This window comes from Burkholderia sp. AU39826 (assembly GCF_020419965.1).
GTDB classification, from domain to species: domain Bacteria; phylum Pseudomonadota; class Gammaproteobacteria; order Burkholderiales; family Burkholderiaceae; genus Burkholderia; species Burkholderia semiarida.
Genome location: NZ_JAIZQG010000001.1, coordinates 350,562 through 366,797, shown reverse-complemented (window position 1 = coordinate 366,797; position 16,236 = coordinate 350,562). Strand labels below are relative to the sequence as shown.

Below are 16,236 nucleotides of genomic sequence, written 5' to 3'. Positions count from 1 at the left end.
GACGTCACGCGGGCGCCGCCTGCGTTCAGCGCGCCGCCGTCGCCTTGCCGAACCCGCCGAGGATCTTCTTTTCGAGCGCGATGTAATCGCGGCCAAAGTGGTGATCGCCCTGCGTCTTGATCACGTCGGCGCCCGTGTTCGCGAGCGCCGGGCACATCGTGTCCGTCTCTTCCGCGCCATAGAAGCACTGCACGAGCGCCGGCGGCACCTTCGCGATCTCCGGCGCGACCTTCAGCGCGTTGTCGCTGGCGGGCATGCCGAGCCAGCCCGTCACGCGGATCTGGAAATCGGCGGACGGCGCGAAGCCGAGCAGCGACATCACCACGACCTTGTCGCGCAGGTCGGCCGGCAGCCGGTTGTACGCGAACGGCATCACGTCGGCGCCGAACGAGTAGCCGACCAGCGCCACGCGGCTCGCATGCCAGCGCGCCATGTAGGTGCGCATCACCCGGGCCAGATCGCGGCTCACCTGCGCGGGCGGCTTCTCGCTCCAGAAATAGCGCAGGCTGTCGATGCCGACCACCGACACGCCGTCGCGCCGCAACGCCTCGGCGATCGTCTTGTCGAGATCGCGCCAGCCGCCGTCGCCCGAGATCACGATCGCGAGCCGGTCGCTGCCGCCCTTGGCCGGCAGCTCGACGAGCGGCAGGTCCGACACGTCGAGCTCGTCGCTGCTGGTGGTGTCGTGCAGGTGCGACGTGACGAGCGACACGAGCTTCGCGGTGTCGCCCGCGGCAGCCGTTTCGACGAAGCCCGGCATCGCGCGGCGCACGATCGTCGGATCGGGCGGACACGGCTTGAAGCGCGGATCGAGCTTCGCGGCCGGACCGACCGCGACGACACCGGCGATCGTGTTCTCCGGCGCCATCGACAGGATCTGCTTCGCGATCGCGCCGCCCTGGCCCACGCCCGCGACGATCGGCGTGAAATAGCGCGACGACTGCGCGAGACGTTCGAGCTGATGGCTGACCGCCTCGGCGTCGCCGTCGAGGTGGTGGCAGGCCTCCTGCTTCGCGGCGAGATTCGCCGCGTAACGCCCGGAATCGACGCCGACCGTCATCGCCCCGGCTTTCGCGAGCGCGTCGGCCGCCTGCTGATCGGCGGCATGCCAGCCGGCCTCACGCGAGAACAGCACGACGAAACCGCGCAGCGGCCCGCTTGGCTTCGTCACGGTCACGGGCCCATAGCGGCCGCCGGACACGGTTTCGGCTTTCACTGCGGCCGGCTGCGCCGCGCACGCGGCGCCGGCCAGCATCATTCCCGCGCAGGCGGCTGCCGCCCGCGCGATTCCCTTCGTCAACATCATGAACGCCGACCTCCAGCCAGCAATGACAGATCCGCGAGCGTGACGAACACGCCGACCGAGCCCGAGGCCGCGAGATAACGCGGCTCCCAGTGCGGTTCGAACTTGCTCTTGAAAGCGCGCAAGCCGCGGAAGTTGTAGAAGCGGCCGCCGAAGCGCCAGACCATCAGGCCGAGCCGGTGGAACGGCGACGGCATCTTCGCCGCGCCCATCCCCGAGAACGGCGCGATACCCAGGCTCAGCTTGCGGAACCCCGCTTCCTTCAGATGCAGCGCGAGCTGCGTAAACAGATACTCCATCGCGTACGGCGAAGCGTCCGGCAGATGGCGCATCACGCCGACCGTCGCCTCGGTGTTGAGGTCGGTCGTCATGAACGTGACGAACGCGATCGGCTTGTCGGCCTGCCGCACCAGCATCACCGATTGCGTCGCGAGATAGCCGTCGTGGAACGCGGCCACCGAGAAGCTCTTCTCGCGCGCATCGCGGCTGTCGAGCCAGCCGTCGGAGATGTCGCGCAGCGCGGGCAGCGCGGCCGGCACGTCGTCCGGCGCGATCACCTCGACCGTCAGCGCATCCTTGTCGCCGCGCCGCAGCGCATAGCGCAGGTGCGAACGGTTCGATCCCTTCAGGTCGAACTGGTCGAGCGCAATATGCGCTTCCTCGCCCAGCTTCATCAGCGTGAGCCCCGCGTCGAGATACAGCGGCAGCGCGTTCGCGCGCACCTGGTAGAACGCCGCGCGGCCGCTGTGCGCATGCGCGAGCGCGATGAACTTGCTGATCAGCGCCGGCCACTCTTCGCGCGGCCCGACCGGGTCGTGCAGCGCGGCCCACGTGCGGCCGTTCTTCGCGTACATCAGGAACGCGCGCCGCGACTCCGAGAACAGGAACGACTTGTCGCCCATCAGTGCGAGGCCCGCGTCGCTGCATTCCTGCGCGCGGATGATCTGCTCCGCGTCGACCAGATCCTGCGCCGCGGGCTTCACGAAACGCCCGGGCGCCGGGCGCAGCAGTTGCCACAGCGCGAACAAGGCAACGAACACGCCGGCGGCGAGCGTCGCGCGCAGCGCCCGCGGCGCGCGCGCATCGAACGAGAAATGCGACCACAGCTCGCGCGTGTACGGCACGTCGCGGAACGCGAAGAACAGCACCCACACGGCCAGCATCAGCACCAGCGCCACCGACACGAACCAGCTCACGGTGAAGCGCTCGGCGAGCAACGACGAATGACGGTTGAACCGGCGGCGGCTGACGAGCAGCAGCACGAGCAGCGTGCCGAGCACGCCGGCCTCGACGAACGCGAGGCCCTTGGCCAGCGACAGCGCGAGGCTCGCGAGCGTCAATGCGAAGGTCATCCACCACGCGCCGTCGAGCCGGCGCAGCAGCCCGCGCGCGACGAACAGCAGCGCAACGCCGAGCACGCTGCAGATCACCTGCGAGCCTTCGAGCACCCACAGCGGCACGATGTGGCGCAGGATCGCGATCCGGTGCCAGAACGCGGGCGTCGCGCTCGAGATCACCAGCATCCCGCCGACCGCGAACGTCACGAGGCTGAGGAACACCGGCGCGAGCTGCGACACACGCGCGGCCTGCCGCGTGACGAGCCGGCGCCGCAGCGCACGGCCTTCGAAGCCGGCCAGCAGGCCGGCCGACAGCACGAGCGGCACGCCGAAATAGATCGCGCGATACGCGATCAGCGCGGCGACCATTTCGTGCGCGGGCACTTCGCGGCCGAGCGTGAAGACCATCGCCGCCTCGAACACGCCGATCCCGCCCGGCGTATGGCCGATCATCCCGAGCAGCAACGCGGCTGCATAGACGGTAATGAAGGTCGGGAAGCCGACGGGCGCCGCCGGCAGCAACACCCACAGCGTCAGGCCCGCGGCGGCGACGTCGAGCACCGCGTAGACGACTTGCGCGACGAGATCGCGCCGCGCCGGCACGTCGAACGACAACCATTTGAAGCGCGTGGCGACCGGGCGCGCGGCGTTGCCGCACAGCCCGACCAGCGCGGCGAGCACGACGAGCAACGCGGCCCCCGTCCACGTGAGCACGCCGGGCGCGACGTGCAGCATCGCGGCGAGCGCCTCCGGCACGCAGACCATGCCGACCGCCGTCATCAGCACCATCGCGAGCGCGAGCGTGCCGCTCGTGAACACCGTCATCCGGCCGATCTGGGCGGGCGTGACGCCCGATACGCCGTACACGCGGGCGCGCACCGCGCCGCCCGTCAGCGCGCCGAAACCGGTCGCGTTGCCGAGCGCGGAGCCGGCAATCGCGCCGATCCATAGCGCGACGCGCGGCACCCTGGCCGCGACGTAGCGCAGGCCGACCGCATCGCGGGCGACGAGCGCGAGATAGCTGAGCGCCGTCGCGGCGAGCGACGCGCTCCATTCGACGACGGACATGTGACGCAACTGGCGCATCACCGACCGGTAGTCGACGGATTCCGACAGGTGCTGGAAAACCACGATCAGCAGCAGGCCGATACCGAGCGCGAGCAGCGGCGACAGCACGCGCTCGTGGCGGATCAGCGCCCGGGCACGGGCGATCACCGCCGCGGCAGGGCCGGGCGAACCAGGGTGGCGGGAAGACATAACGTGTTCAGTGGTGGTGCATAGCGTGTCGCGGCGCGGGTGGGCCGGGCGGCGACGAAAATCTCGTTGTTCTGCGTGGGCGGCCGGCCAGGACGAGGGCGGGCGGCGCCGAAACCAGAACTTACGAGTATACGGAACTTATATTACAAAATCTTTCATGTTCGCTTTGTGCGAATTTGTGATGTCTTGCGCATCAAAACCGCATAGAAATACGGCGTTCCACGAACGCAGGTGCGCATCATACCGGGAACCGGGGCGGTTTTTTCATCGGATGAACGCGTTGTGATCCATTTGGGAGAAATCTGCCGCGCCAAGCGCGGACGGTGAGGACGAAAACGCGACGGCGCGGCGCGTTTCGAAATGGGAACGAGTCGATCCGGTGCGCCCGTGCGGCGCACCGTCGGTGCGGAAATACACCCCTGTACGCTACTTCGCCCGCTCATGCTCGCCCAACCCGATCGCCTTGTAATCGTAAGTCGGGTAGAACTCCGTCCGGTACGCGCCCCAGGCCGTGTCCTCGAGCACGCGATTGACCTCGCGCAGCCGCGACGCCGGCAGCCGCAGCACGACGATCTGACCGATTCCCATCGTCACGGTCCAGCTCACGACTTCGACGCCCGGCGGCGGAAACGCCTTGTAGAACCCCTGCTTCGCGAGTTGCGCATTCAACTCGGCGAGCGGGCGGGATTGGTCGTGTTTCAGGAACACCGTCAGCAGGATCGCATTGTCGGGCGTCGCGACAGCCGTGCCGGCCGGCACCGTCGACGTCTGGCCAATGGCCGGTGCGCCGGAAATCGCGACGGCCGCCACCGCCGCGGCAATCACGAGCGTTCGAATCGGAAAATGCGGAAATATGGTCATCGCGCGACTCCATGGCTTCGTGGTGGAGCCGCCATCATGCGCCGCCGGATCGATCGTTGCAGCGGGCCCGGCCGCTGCGCTTACGCCGCGCCCGCGCCTTCACGCTCGCGCAGCACGTCGATGAACGCGCGCAGCTTGGCCGGCACGTGCTTGCGGTTCACGTAATACAGCCACATCGGCGGCAGCGTCCGGCACGCACCGGGCAGCACCTCGACGAGCGTGCCGTCGCGCAGGTCCTGCTCGATCCGCTCGCGCACGAACGCGAACGCGATGCCGACCCCAGCGCGCGCCGCGTCGATCACCGCATCGTCGTCGTTCGTCACGAACACGCCATCGGGATCGAGATCGACGTCGTGCCGCCCGTCGCGCAGCAGCCATTTGTGCAGGCGTCCGCTTTCCGAAAACCGGAAACGGATGCACGCATGCCGCGCGAGCGCGGCGATCGACTCGGGCGTGCCGTGCCGGGCAAGATAGGCCGGAGACGCGACCAGCGCACACGTCAGCGCAGGCGCGATCCGCACGCCGATCATGCCCGGCTGTAGCCGGTCGGCCAGGCGGATTCCCGCATCGAAGCCGTCCTTCGCGATGTCGACGAGTTCGTTCTCGTAGCGAATTTCGAGCCGGACTTTCGGATAGCGCTCGCGGAACGTCGCGAGCACCGGCGCGATCACGAGCAAGCGCGCGAGCGGCAGCGCGGTCACGCGCAGTAGCCCGCTCGGCTCGCTGCGCGCATCCTTCAGTTCGTCGCGTGCCTGCATGACCTGCCGGTACGCGGGTTCGGTCTGCCGCCAGTAGCGCTGGCCGGCTTCCGTGAGACTCACGCCGCGCGTGCTGCGGTTGAACAGCTTCACGTTCAACTCGCCCTCGAGCTGCCCGATCGCGAGGCTGACGGCGGCCGGCGTCAGGCCCAGCGCGGCGGCCGCGCGCGTGAAGTTGCCGGCCGTCGCGACGGTCATGAACACGTGCAGCCCGGCCATCGGATCGCGTCTGCTCATCGCCTGCCCCATCATTAAAAAAACTTGAAACTGCTTCCAGCGGAATGCGGATTCTCGCATATACCGCAACTGCCTACACTGGCCCTGTCGTCCTATCGGAGCCCCCCGTATGAACCCGCTCACCGCCGCACTGCCGCTCGCCGTCGCCCGCCGCACGATCGACGCGGCGCTCGCGCATGCCGCATCGCTACAGATGGCCGGCGTCGCGATCGCCATCGTCGATGCCGGCGCGAACCTGCTCGCGTTCGTGCGCACCGACGGCTGTTTTCTCGGCGCGATCGATCTCGCGCAGCGCAAGGCGCTGACGGCGGTGCGCTTTCGCGCGTCGACCGGCGCGCTCGGCGCGATGTCGGGCGACGGCCCGCTGCGCGGCATCGAGCACAGTCACGGCGGGCTCGTCACGTTCGGCGGCGGCGAACCGCTCGTCGACGGCGACGGGCGCTGCGTCGGCGCGATCGGCGTCTCGGGCGGCAGCGTCGACGAAGACACCGCGATCGCGCGGCACTGCCGCGACCTTTTTCAGGCAACCCTTCACACCACAAGGTAAGCAGATGGCACAGAAACGCATTCTCATCACCGGCGCAGGTTCTGGCTTCGGCCTCGAAGTCGCGCTGCGGCTCGCCGAACGCGGCCATCACGTGACGGCCGGTGTGCGCACCGCGGCCGAGATCGACACGCTTGACGCCGCAGCAGCCCGGCGCGGCACCTCGCTGCAGGCGATCAAGCTCGATGTCACGTCCGCCTACGACCGCGCCCGCGCGGCCGATCTCGAAATCGACGTGCTCGTGAACAATGCGGGCGTCGGCGAAGCCGGCGCGCTCGTCGATCTGCCGATGGAGATCGTTCGCGAACTGTTCGACGTCAACGTATTCGGGCCGCTCGACCTCACGCAGCAAGTCGCGCGCGGCATGCTCGCGCGCTGGCGCGGCAAGATCGTGTTCGTGTCGTCGATCGCCGGGCTGATCACGGGGCCGTTCACCGGCGCGTATTGCGCGTCGAAGCATGCGATCGAATCGGTGGCCGAGGCGATGCATGCAGAGTTCGAACCGCACGGGATCCAGGTCGCGGTCGTGAACCCCGGCCCGTACCGCACCGGCTTCAACGACCGGATGATGGAAACGATACGGCGCTGGCACGATTCGGCCGTGCACACGGTGACGCCCGCGCGGCTGACGTTCCCGCTCGAACAGCACGACCCGGAGGAAATGATCGCGAAGATGGTCGACGTGATCGACGGCGACGGCGGCGCGTTCCGCAACCTGCTACCGGCCTCGTCGGAAGCGTTCGTGCGCGCCGAGCAGGCGCGTGCGTGGGAGCGGCGGCAATAACCTGCCGCCGACGCGGCGGGCGGGCGTTGGCCGCTTCGCTCACGCCATCAGTACACGTCGCGCATGTAGCGCCGCGCCTTCGAAAGCCGCGCGACGTAATCGTTCGCGGCTTCGTCCGACATGCCGCCATGCTCGGCGACGATCGCCTTCAGCGCCGTATCGACGTCCTTGGCCATGCGCGCGGCGTCGCCGCACACGTAGAAGTGCGCGCCTTCCTCCAGCCATGCGAACAGCTCGGCGCCCTGCTCGCGCATCCGGTCCTGTACGTAGACCTTGTCGGCCTGGTCGCGCGAGAACGCGAGATCGAGCCGCGTCAGGAAGCCGCTTTCATGCATCTCGCTGAGCTCGTCGCCGTAATAGAAGTCGGTCCGCGCGTGCTGCTCGCCGAAGAACAGCCAGTTGCGCCCGCGTGCGCCGCGCGCCCGCCGCTCGTGCAGGAAGCCGCGGAACGGCGCGACGCCGGTGCCCGGGCCGACCATCACGATCGGCACGTCGCCGTTCACCGGCGGCCGGAAGTGCGCGGACTTCTGCACGAACACGGGCACGCGGCCGTCGTCCGCGCGATCGGCGAGGAACGTCGACGCGACGCCTTTGCGCGCGCGCCGGCCGTTGTGATAGCGCACGGCCGACACGGTCAGGTGAATCTCGCCCGCGTGCGCGCTCGGGCTCGACGCGATCGAATAGAGGCGCGGCTGCATGCGCTTGAGCATGCCGACCAGCTCCGCGCCCGACAGCTCGACCGGGTATTCGTGCAGCACGTCCGCAAGCTGTTGCCCCCACAACCATTGCTTCAGGTCGCTCTTGCGATCGTCTCCGAGCAGCGACTTCAGCGCGCCGTTCGCGCTGCGCGACGCGATGAAGGCCAGCGTGTCCGGATGCGGGCGCGTGATGTCGAAGTGGCGCGCGAGCGCATCGCCGAGCCGGATGTCGCCGACGCCCGGCACCGACACCGGCGCATCGGCCTTCAGCGCGGTGACGGACAGCAGTTCGTCGACCAGTTCGGGGCAGTTGGTCGGCCATACGCCGAGCGCGTCGCCGGTTTCGTATTCGAGATTCGCGCCCTGGGTCGACAGCGACACGTAGCGCGTGTCCTTCGCGGCGCCCGGCCGGTTCAGCCGCAGGTTCGCGACGAGCTTCGACGGCGCCGGATGCGCCTTCGTCGGCACCAGCCCCGACGGACTCATCCCGCCGGACGGCACCGCGTGCAGCGCGGCATCGGCCTCCTTGATGCGCGCGACGACGCGTTCGAGCCACTGATCGGCATCGTGCTGGAATTCGACGTCGCAATCGACCCGCGCGCACAGGCGCGCCGCGCCGAGTTCCGCGAGGCGCGCGTCGAGCCGGCGACCGTGGCCGCAGAACTGGTCGTAGTTGCGGTCGCCGAACGCGAGGACCGCGAAATGCACGCCGTCGAGGCGCGCGGCGCCGCCGGCCTGCAACGCGTCCCAGAATTCGCTGCCGTTGTCGGGCGCATCGCCGTCGCCGAACGTGCTCGTCATCAGCAGCACGTATTGCGCACCGGCGAGCGACGCGACCGGATAGTCGGACATGCACGCCGTGCGGATCTCGAAGCCGGCGTTCATCAGCTTCGTCGCGTAATCCTCGGTCAGCGATTCGATGTTGCCGGTCTGCGACGCCCACAACAACGTGACCTTCGGGCGCGGGCGCACGATGCGCACGCCGCCGGCCGCGGCGGCGTCGGCCGGCAGCGCGGGCGCCGCCGCGCTCTGCGCGCCGGCAGGCAGCGCGCGGCTGAACAGGCCGGCGAGCATTCCGTCGAGCCAGAACCGCACGGGCGGCGTCAACGGCGCGCCGGCCGGCAGCACGGGCACGCCGCCGTCGCGACGGCCGGCGCTCGCCTTCAGCCCGCCGACGAGGCCGGCCACGTACAGCCGCTCGGCGTCGGTCAGCGGCGGCGGCGCGAGATCGGCGACGCCGAGCGCGGCCGCGAAAGTGTCGAGGTCTGCCATGTCGAATTCCTGTGAAGCCGCGATCGGCGAGATCGCAGGCGCGGGCGGTGCATCGTCCGCGCCTGCGTCGACGCGCGCCGTGTCATCGTCGGCCGACGCGAACGCGTCCGTGTCGACGCGCGTGAGCGCGACCGCGCAATATTTCAGTTCGGGCTGCTGCGATTCCGGGTCGATCGCGTCGTTCGTCACCGCGTTGATGCACAGGTCGTCGCCGTACACGTCGTTCCAGTGCATCGGCGCGAAACAGTTGCCGCGCCGCACGCGCTCGGTCACGACGGCCGGTAACACCGCGCGGCCACGCGCCGAACGGATCTCGACGCTGTCCTTCGCGGCGATGCCGAGCGCGCTCGCATCGTCCGGGTGCAGTTCGACGAATGGACGCGGGTTGAGCTTGTTCAGCATCGCGACCTTGCCCGTCTTCGTCATCGTGTGCCACTGATGCTGCAATCGCCCGGTGTTCAGCACGATCGGGAACGTGCCGTCGGGCAGTTCGGCCGGATCGACGTGCGGTCGCGCGAAAAAGCGCGCCTTGCCCGACGGCGTCGGGAACGCGAGGCGCGGCGCATCGTGCCCGCCGTCGGCCGCGCGCGGCGTCTGGCTCACGCCGTCGTTCAGGTAGCGGATCGGGTGCCGCTCGCGCGCGGTGCCCGGCGCGACCGGCCATTGCACGGGCCCGTCGCGCAACGCCGCATGGCTCGCGCCGCGCAGGTCGTAGCCGGTCGCCGGATTCGAGAAACGGACGATCTCGTCGAACACGTCGGCCGCCGACGCATAGTCGAACGCGTCGACAAAGCCCATCGCGCGCGCGACTTCCGCGACGATGCGCCAGTCCGGCAGCGCATCCCCGGGCGGCGCGACCGCCGCGCGCATCAGCGTCATGTTGCGCTCGGAGTTGATCATCACGCCGTCACCCTCGGCCCACAGCGCGCCCGGCAGCAGGATGTCCGCATAGCGGTTGGTCTCGGTATCGAGGAACGCGTCCTGCGCGATCACGAGCTCCGCGGCTTGCAGCCCGGCGATTACGTTGCGCCGGTTCGGCACGGTCGCGACCGGGTTCGTGCAGACGATCCAGCACGCCTTGATGTCGCCGGCCGCCATCCGCTCGAACAGGTCGACCGTACCGTTGCCCGTGTCCTTGCGCAGCGTGCCGGCCGGCACGCGCCACAGGTTCTCGACGAAGCGGCGGTCGTCGTCGGACGCCACCGAGCGCTGGCCCGGCAGCCCCGGGCCCATGTAGCCCATCTCGCGCCCGCCCATCGCGTTCGGCTGGCCGGTCAGCGAGAACGGCCCGCTGCCCGGGCGGCAGATCTTGCCGGTCGCGAGATGCAGGTTGCAGATCGCGTTGGTGTTCCACACGCCGTGCGTGCTCTGGTTGAGCCCCATCGTCCAGCAGCTCATCCATTCCTGCGCGTCGCCGATCCATTGCGCGGCCGTGCGGATGTCGGCCTCGGCAAGCCCCGTGATGGCGGCGACGCGGTCGGGCGTGTAGTCGGCGAGGAACGCGGGCATCGCATCCCAGCCTTCGGTGTATGCGTCGATGAACGCGGCATCGGTGCGCCCGTTCGCATGCAGCAGGTGCAGGAGCCCGTTCATCAGCGCGAGATCTGTGCCGGGCCGGATCTGCAGGAACAGGTCGGCCTTGTCGGCCGTGCCGGTGCGGCGCGGATCGACGACGACGAGCTTCGCGCCGGCCTTCACGCGATCCATCATCCGCAGGAACAGGATCGGGTGACAGTCGGCCATGTTCGCGCCGATCACGAAGAACAGGTTCGCGCGATCGAAATCGTCGTACGACCCGGGCGGGCCGTCCGCGCCGAGCGACTGCTTGTAGCCGGTGCTCGCGCTCGCCATGCACAGGCGCGAGTTCGACTCGATGTTGTTGGTGCCGACGAAGCCCTTCGCGAGCTTGTTGACGAGATACTGCGCCTCGATCGACATCTGCCCCGACACGTAGAACGACAGCGCATCGGGCCCGTGCGCGTCGAGCACCGCGCGCAGCCGCCGCGCGGTCTCGGCGATCGCGTCGCGCGCCGGCAGCGGCACGAGGTCGTCCTCGCGCGCGCGGCGCACGAACGCACGGTCGAGCCGGCCCGAACGGCGCAGCGCGACGTGCGCCGACGAACCCTTCGTGCACAGCCGCCCGAAGTTGGTCGGATGGTCGGCGTCGCCGGATACCTTGACGACTTCGCCGTCCTCGACGTGCAGCACCATCCCGCAGCCGACGCCGCAGTACGGGCACACGCTCTTGACGGGGGTGGCGGTCATGCGTGCTCCGGCGGGCTCAGGCCGCGACCCACACGAAACCGTCCTCGACCCGCGACGGATACGCGCTCACCGACTGCTCGGGCGCTTCCAGGCATTCGCCGGTACGCAGGTCGAAGTGCTGCTTGTACAGCGGCGACGCGACCACGACGCGTTCGCCGAGGCTGCCGATCAGCCCGCGCGACATCACGGCGGCCTGCGACACGGGATCGACGTTGTCGATCGCGAACACGCCGCCGTCGGGATGCGCGACGTGAAACACCGCGACCTGCTCGCCGTTGACGAGCGCGCACACGCCGGTGTTCGGCACGATGTCGTCGAGCGGACACACGCGGGTCCAGGACAGCGGAAGACGGTCGTTCATGATGGGCTCCTTGCTCGGTTACGGATGACGGTCGGGGTCAGACGGTCGCCGGCTCGGCGACGACCGGAATCGCCACGGGCTTGCCGCCCGCGCGCTCGGCGGGCGTCGCGGGCCGGATCTGGCCGCGCGTCTCGACGAATTCGATCGTCGTGTCCGGCGCGTCGCTGTTCACGAAGTGGCGGAAGCGCTTGCGCGTGTCCGGATCGGTGACGGCCCGCTTCCATTCGCACTCGTAGGTGTCGACCACGTGCTGCATGTCGGCCTCGAGCTCGGCCGCGATCGCGAGCTTGTCGTGCACGACGACGTCGATCAGGTAGTCGAGGCCGCCTTCGAGGTTGTCGCGCCACACGCTGGTGCGCTGCAGACGGTCGGCCGTGCGCACGTAGAACATCAGGAAGCGGTCGATGTAGCGGATCAGCGTCGCGCGATCGAGGTCGGACGCGAGCAGTTCCGCGTGGCGCGGCTTCATTCCGCCGTTGCCGCACACGTACAGGTTCCAGCCCTTCTCGGTCGCGATGATGCCGACGTCCTTGCCCTGCGCTTCCGCGCACTCGCGCGTGCAGCCGGACACGCCGAACTTGATCTTGTGCGGCGCGCGCAGCCCCTTGTAGCGATTCTCCAGGTCGATCGCGAGGCCGACCGAATCGTCGACGCCGTAGCGGCACCACGTCGACCCGACGCACGACTTCACGGTGCGCAGCGCCTTGCCGTACGCGTGCCCCGATTCGAAGCCGGCCGCGATCAGTTCCTCCCAGATCGACGGCAACTGCTCGACGCGCGCACCGAACAGATCGACGCGCTGGCCGCCCGTGATCTTCGTGTACAGGCCGTATTTTTTCGCGACCTGGCCGACCGCGATCAGCCCTTCCGGCGTGACTTCGCCGCCCGGCATGCGCGGCACGACCGAGTACGTGCCGTCGCGCTGGATGTTCGCGAGGTAGTAGTCGTTCGAATCCTGCAGGCCCGCGTGCTCCTTCTTCAGCACGAACTCGTTGAAGCACGACGCGAGGATGCCCGCGACGGCCGGCTTGCACACGTCGCAGCCGAGCCCGTGGCCGTGCCTGGCGAGCAGTGCGTCGAACGTCGTGATGCGCTCGACGCGGATCAGGTGGAACAGCTCCTGCCGCGAATACGGGAAGTGCTCGCACAGATGGTTGTTGACCGCGAGGCCCTGCTTCTTCATCTCGGCCTTCATGATCTGCGTGACGAGCGGCACGCAGCCGCCGCACGACGTGCCGGCGCCCGTGCACGTCTTCAGCGCGCCGAGGCTCGTCGCGCCGTCGGCCACGGCCGCGCAGATCTGCGACTTCGACACGTTGTTGCACGAGCATATCTGCGCACCTTCCGGCAGTGCGTCGACGCCGAGCGCCGGCTTCGCCGCGCCGTCCGACGACGGCAGGATCAGGAATTCCGGCGACTCGGGCAGCTCGATGCGGTTCAGCATCATCTGCAGCAGCGTGCCGTACTCGGCCGCGTCGCCGACCATCACCGCGCCGTGCAGGAACTTGCCGCAGTCGGACACCACGAGCTTCTTGTAGACCTGACGGCGCTCGTCCGCGTACTGGTAGGTGCGGCTGCCGGCCGTCGTGCCGTGTGCGTCGCCGATGCTCGCGACGTCGACGCCCATCAGCTTCAGCTTCGTGCTCATGTCGGCGCCGGCGAACGCCGCGTCCGCCGCTTCGGCGGCGTCGCCCGCGAGCTGTTTCGCGACCACGCGCGCCATGTCGTAGCCGGGCGCGACGAGGCCGTACACCGTGCCGTTCCACGCCGCGCATTCGCCGATCGCGTAGATGTCGGCGTCGCTCGTGCGGCACGCGTCGTCGATCGCGACGCCGCCGCGCGGGCCGATCTCGAGCCCGCACGCGCGGGCCAGTTCGTCGCGCGGCCGGATGCCGGCCGAGAACACGATCATGTCGGTGTCGAGATGCGAGCCGTCGGCGAACACCATCCGGTGCGCGCCTTCGTCGCCGTCGACGATCTCGAGCGTGTTCTTGCCGGTATGCACGGTCACGCCGAGCGCCTCGATCTTCGCACGCAGCATCCGGCCGCCGCCGTCGTCGACCTGCACGGCCATCAGCCGCGGCGCGAATTCGACGACGTGCGTGTCGAGCCCCATGTCGCGCAGCGCCTTCGCGCATTCGAGGCCGAGCAGCCCGCCGCCGATCACGACGCCGCGCCGGGCCTGCGCGCCGCACGCCTGCATCGCTTCGAGATCCTCGATCGTCCGGTACACGAAGCAGCCCGCGCGATCGCGGCCCGGCACCGGCGGCACGAACGGACGCGAGCCGGTGGCGAGCACCAGCTTGTCGTACGCGAGCGTTTCGCCCGACGCGAGCGTGACCGTATGCGCGGCGCGGTCGATCGACGCGACTGGCGCGTTCAGGCGCAGGTCGAACCGCGGATGGCGCTCGAAGAAGCCGGGTTCGACGAGCGACAGGTCGTCCGCCGACTTGCCCGCGAAGAATTCGGACAGGTGCACGCGGTCGTAGGCCGGACGCGGCTCCTCGCCGAGCACGGTGACGTGCGGCGCGCCCGCCGTGCCGGCTTGCGCCGCGACGCATTCGAGGAGCTTGTGGCCGACCATGCCGTGGCCGATGACGATGAGTTTCATGATGACGGTTCCTTCGGTCGATCAGTTCGCGGCGTTGGCGGCGGCGGCCAGCGCGCGATCGCGCAGCTCGGCTTCGCGCGCCTTGTGTTCTTCGCTGAAGCGCACGGCCATCGCGCAGAGCGCGGTCGCGGTGACGGCGAGGCCAAGCAGGCTCAGCGTGTGCTGCACGTCGCCGACGCCCTTCAGCAGGAAAGCCGCGGCCACCGCGCCGACGTTGCCGCCCGCGCCGACGATCCCCGCGACGCCGCCGAGCGCCTTGCGGTCGATGAACGGCACCAGCGCGTAGGTCGCGCCGCAGGCCATGTGCGTGAAGAGGCCGAAGGTCAGCATCGCGACGAGTGCGATGCCGACGCTTTGCGCATGCGAGAACCAGATCAGCCCGAGCCCTTCGCCGACGATCAGCGCGCACAGCAGCGCCGCCCGCACGTCGAGGCTGCGGCGCGCCGCGATCTTGTCGGACAGCCAGCCGCCGAGCGCGCGGGCGAACAGCGCGAGCAGCCCGAACATCCCGACCGCGAAACCGGCATCCTTCAGCGACAGCTTGAAGTGATCGACGTAGTACAGCGCGGCGATGTTGTGGATGAACACCTCGACGCCAAAGCACGCGCCGTACGTGACGAACAGCATCCACACGCGGTAGTTGCCGCAGGCCGCGAAGAAGCTCGCCCAGCCGCCCTTCTTGCCGCTGTCGACCGTCACGCCCTGCTTGCGCAGCGCGACGAAATCGCCTTGCGGGCAGTCCTGCGTGAAGCGCCAGTACGCCCACGCCATCACGAGCATCGCCACGCCCGGCACGACCAGCGCGATGCGCCACGACGAATCCTCGCCGAAGCCGAGCATCAGGCCGGCGGCGACGAGCAGCGGCATCAGCGCCTGCGTCGCGCCCGCGCCGGCATTGCCCCAGCCGGCCGTCGTCGCGTTCGCGGTGCCGACCACGTTCGGCGCGAACATCACCGACGTGTGGTACTGCGTGATCACGAAGCCCGCGCCGATCGCGCCGATGCCGAGCCGGCAGATCAGGAACCACAAGTAATCGTGCGTGAACGACACGGCGAACACGGGGATCGCGCCGAGCAGCAGCAGCCCGGCATACACGCGGCGCGGGCCGAAGCGGTCGCACAGCGGGCCGACCAGCAGCCGCACGGCGATCGTCGCGGCCACAGCGGCGATGTTGATGTTCGCGACTTGCGCCGCGGTGAGATGGAATTCGCGCGCGATCAGCGGCATCAGCGGCGCGCACGCGAACCACGCGAAGAAGCATACGAAGAACGCCATCCACGTCAGATGGAACGCGCGCATCGGCGCGGTGCGGAGGCTGAAGAGATCGATACGGGTTGCTTTGTCGGTCATGTCGTCCGCCCAAACGAAAAACGGCGTCCTGCGCACCCGGTCTCGTCGAGACCTGATGCGTAGGACGCCGTTGCCCATGAAGCCCGTTGCCGGGCGCGTCGGTATTCGGTGCTGCAAGCGAATCGCCGTTGATCCGCCCGAACCAGCTTACGCAAGCGACGTGCCATGTCGGCGTCAATCGCGCCGCGAGCCCCGCCGCACAAGGCGCACCGGGCATCGGGCGCGTCACCGCGGCGCGCGGCGCGCTCTCCGTCGCGATGCACCGAGGCACAGATGTGGTGCGCTGCAGCACTGTCGCCGTGCGGGACGCGGTGCGCGCTGACGGGGCACGATGCACGCCGATGCGGCATGGCGGCTGCTCGCGCGCAGCGGGCACATGCATGCTCGCGGCCATCGCACGGTGCGCCGCGTCGCGCAAAGGCCGCATCGTCGCGCCGGCTGGCCCGGATATTGCTGAATCTTCGTCACACCGGCAACGGCGCCGGTGGGCAGTCCCCGCAAACCCGGCCCGCCGTTCACGGCGGGCCCGTCAGGACAACGGCGTCCCCTCCGTGCACGGCACGGCCGGATGCCGGTGCGTTTCGACCGCCCGCCGCCG

At 69.3% G+C, this 16,236-nt stretch carries 10 protein-coding genes; 2 read left to right on the top strand and 8 right to left on the bottom strand.

Features of this window, described 5'->3' with window-relative positions; translation table 11 throughout:
• Positions 1 to 25: 25 nt before the first annotated feature.
• From LGM42_RS01655 to LGM42_RS01640, 4 genes are all read right to left on the bottom strand, one after another.
• On the bottom strand, positions 26 to 1,306 hold the full coding sequence (locus LGM42_RS01655) for a virulence factor family protein (RefSeq protein ID WP_060310880.1): 1,281 nt from the start codon (positions 1,304 to 1,306) through the stop codon (positions 26 to 28).
• A complete protein-coding gene (gene mprF / locus LGM42_RS01650) occupies positions 1,303 to 3,897 on the bottom strand; it encodes a bifunctional lysylphosphatidylglycerol flippase/synthetase MprF (protein ID WP_124657811.1) in 2,595 nt (864 codons plus the stop codon). Before mprF ends, LGM42_RS01655 begins: the two co-directional genes overlap by 4 nt.
• A 426-nt stretch (positions 3,898 to 4,323) precedes the next feature.
• Positions 4,324 to 4,758, bottom strand: coding sequence for a hypothetical protein (locus LGM42_RS01645; protein ID WP_226231398.1), 435 nt, complete (start codon positions 4,756 to 4,758; stop codon positions 4,324 to 4,326).
• Between the two features lie 80 nt (positions 4,759 to 4,838).
• Positions 4,839 to 5,753: a LysR family transcriptional regulator gene (locus tag LGM42_RS01640; RefSeq protein ID WP_226231397.1), complete on the bottom strand. Its 915-nt coding sequence runs from the start codon at positions 5,751 to 5,753 to the stop codon at positions 4,839 to 4,841.
• Positions 5,754 to 5,862: 109 nt separating this feature from the next.
• On the opposite strand from LGM42_RS01640, the gene LGM42_RS01635 reads away from it, so the two are divergent.
• Together LGM42_RS01635 and LGM42_RS01630 are read left to right on the top strand one after the other, a co-directional pair.
• Positions 5,863 to 6,300, top strand: coding sequence for a GlcG/HbpS family heme-binding protein (locus LGM42_RS01635; protein ID WP_060310878.1), 438 nt, complete (start codon positions 5,863 to 5,865; stop codon positions 6,298 to 6,300).
• 4 nt (positions 6,301 to 6,304) lie between these two features.
• Positions 6,305 to 7,081 carry an SDR family oxidoreductase gene (locus tag LGM42_RS01630; RefSeq protein WP_226231396.1) on the top strand — a complete coding sequence of 259 codons (777 nt, stop codon included), beginning with the start codon at positions 6,305 to 6,307 and terminating at the stop codon, positions 7,079 to 7,081.
• A gap of 47 nt (positions 7,082 to 7,128) precedes the next feature.
• Here the strand turns inward: LGM42_RS01630 and LGM42_RS01625 are convergent, their stop codons facing one another.
• The 4 genes from LGM42_RS01625 to LGM42_RS01610 are packed head-to-tail and all read right to left on the bottom strand — an operon-like array spanning position 7,129 to position 15,638.
• Positions 7,129 to 11,316 (bottom strand): bifunctional nitrate reductase/sulfite reductase flavoprotein subunit alpha, encoded by a 4,188-nt coding sequence (locus tag LGM42_RS01625; RefSeq protein WP_226231395.1) that lies wholly within the window; start codon positions 11,314 to 11,316, stop codon positions 7,129 to 7,131.
• A gap of 16 nt (positions 11,317 to 11,332) precedes the next feature.
• Complete coding sequence (gene nirD, locus LGM42_RS01620) at positions 11,333 to 11,677, bottom strand: nitrite reductase small subunit NirD (RefSeq protein ID WP_059585049.1); 345 nt, start codon at positions 11,675 to 11,677, stop codon at positions 11,333 to 11,335.
• 37 nt (positions 11,678 to 11,714) lie between these two features.
• A complete protein-coding gene (nirB, locus tag LGM42_RS01615; RefSeq protein ID WP_226231394.1) occupies positions 11,715 to 14,288 on the bottom strand; it encodes a nitrite reductase large subunit NirB in 2,574 nt (857 codons plus the stop codon).
• A gap of 21 nt (positions 14,289 to 14,309) precedes the next feature.
• Positions 14,310 to 15,638 (bottom strand): MFS transporter, encoded by a 1,329-nt coding sequence (locus LGM42_RS01610; protein WP_226231393.1) that lies wholly within the window; start codon positions 15,636 to 15,638, stop codon positions 14,310 to 14,312.
• Positions 15,639 to 16,236: the final 598 nt, after the last annotated feature.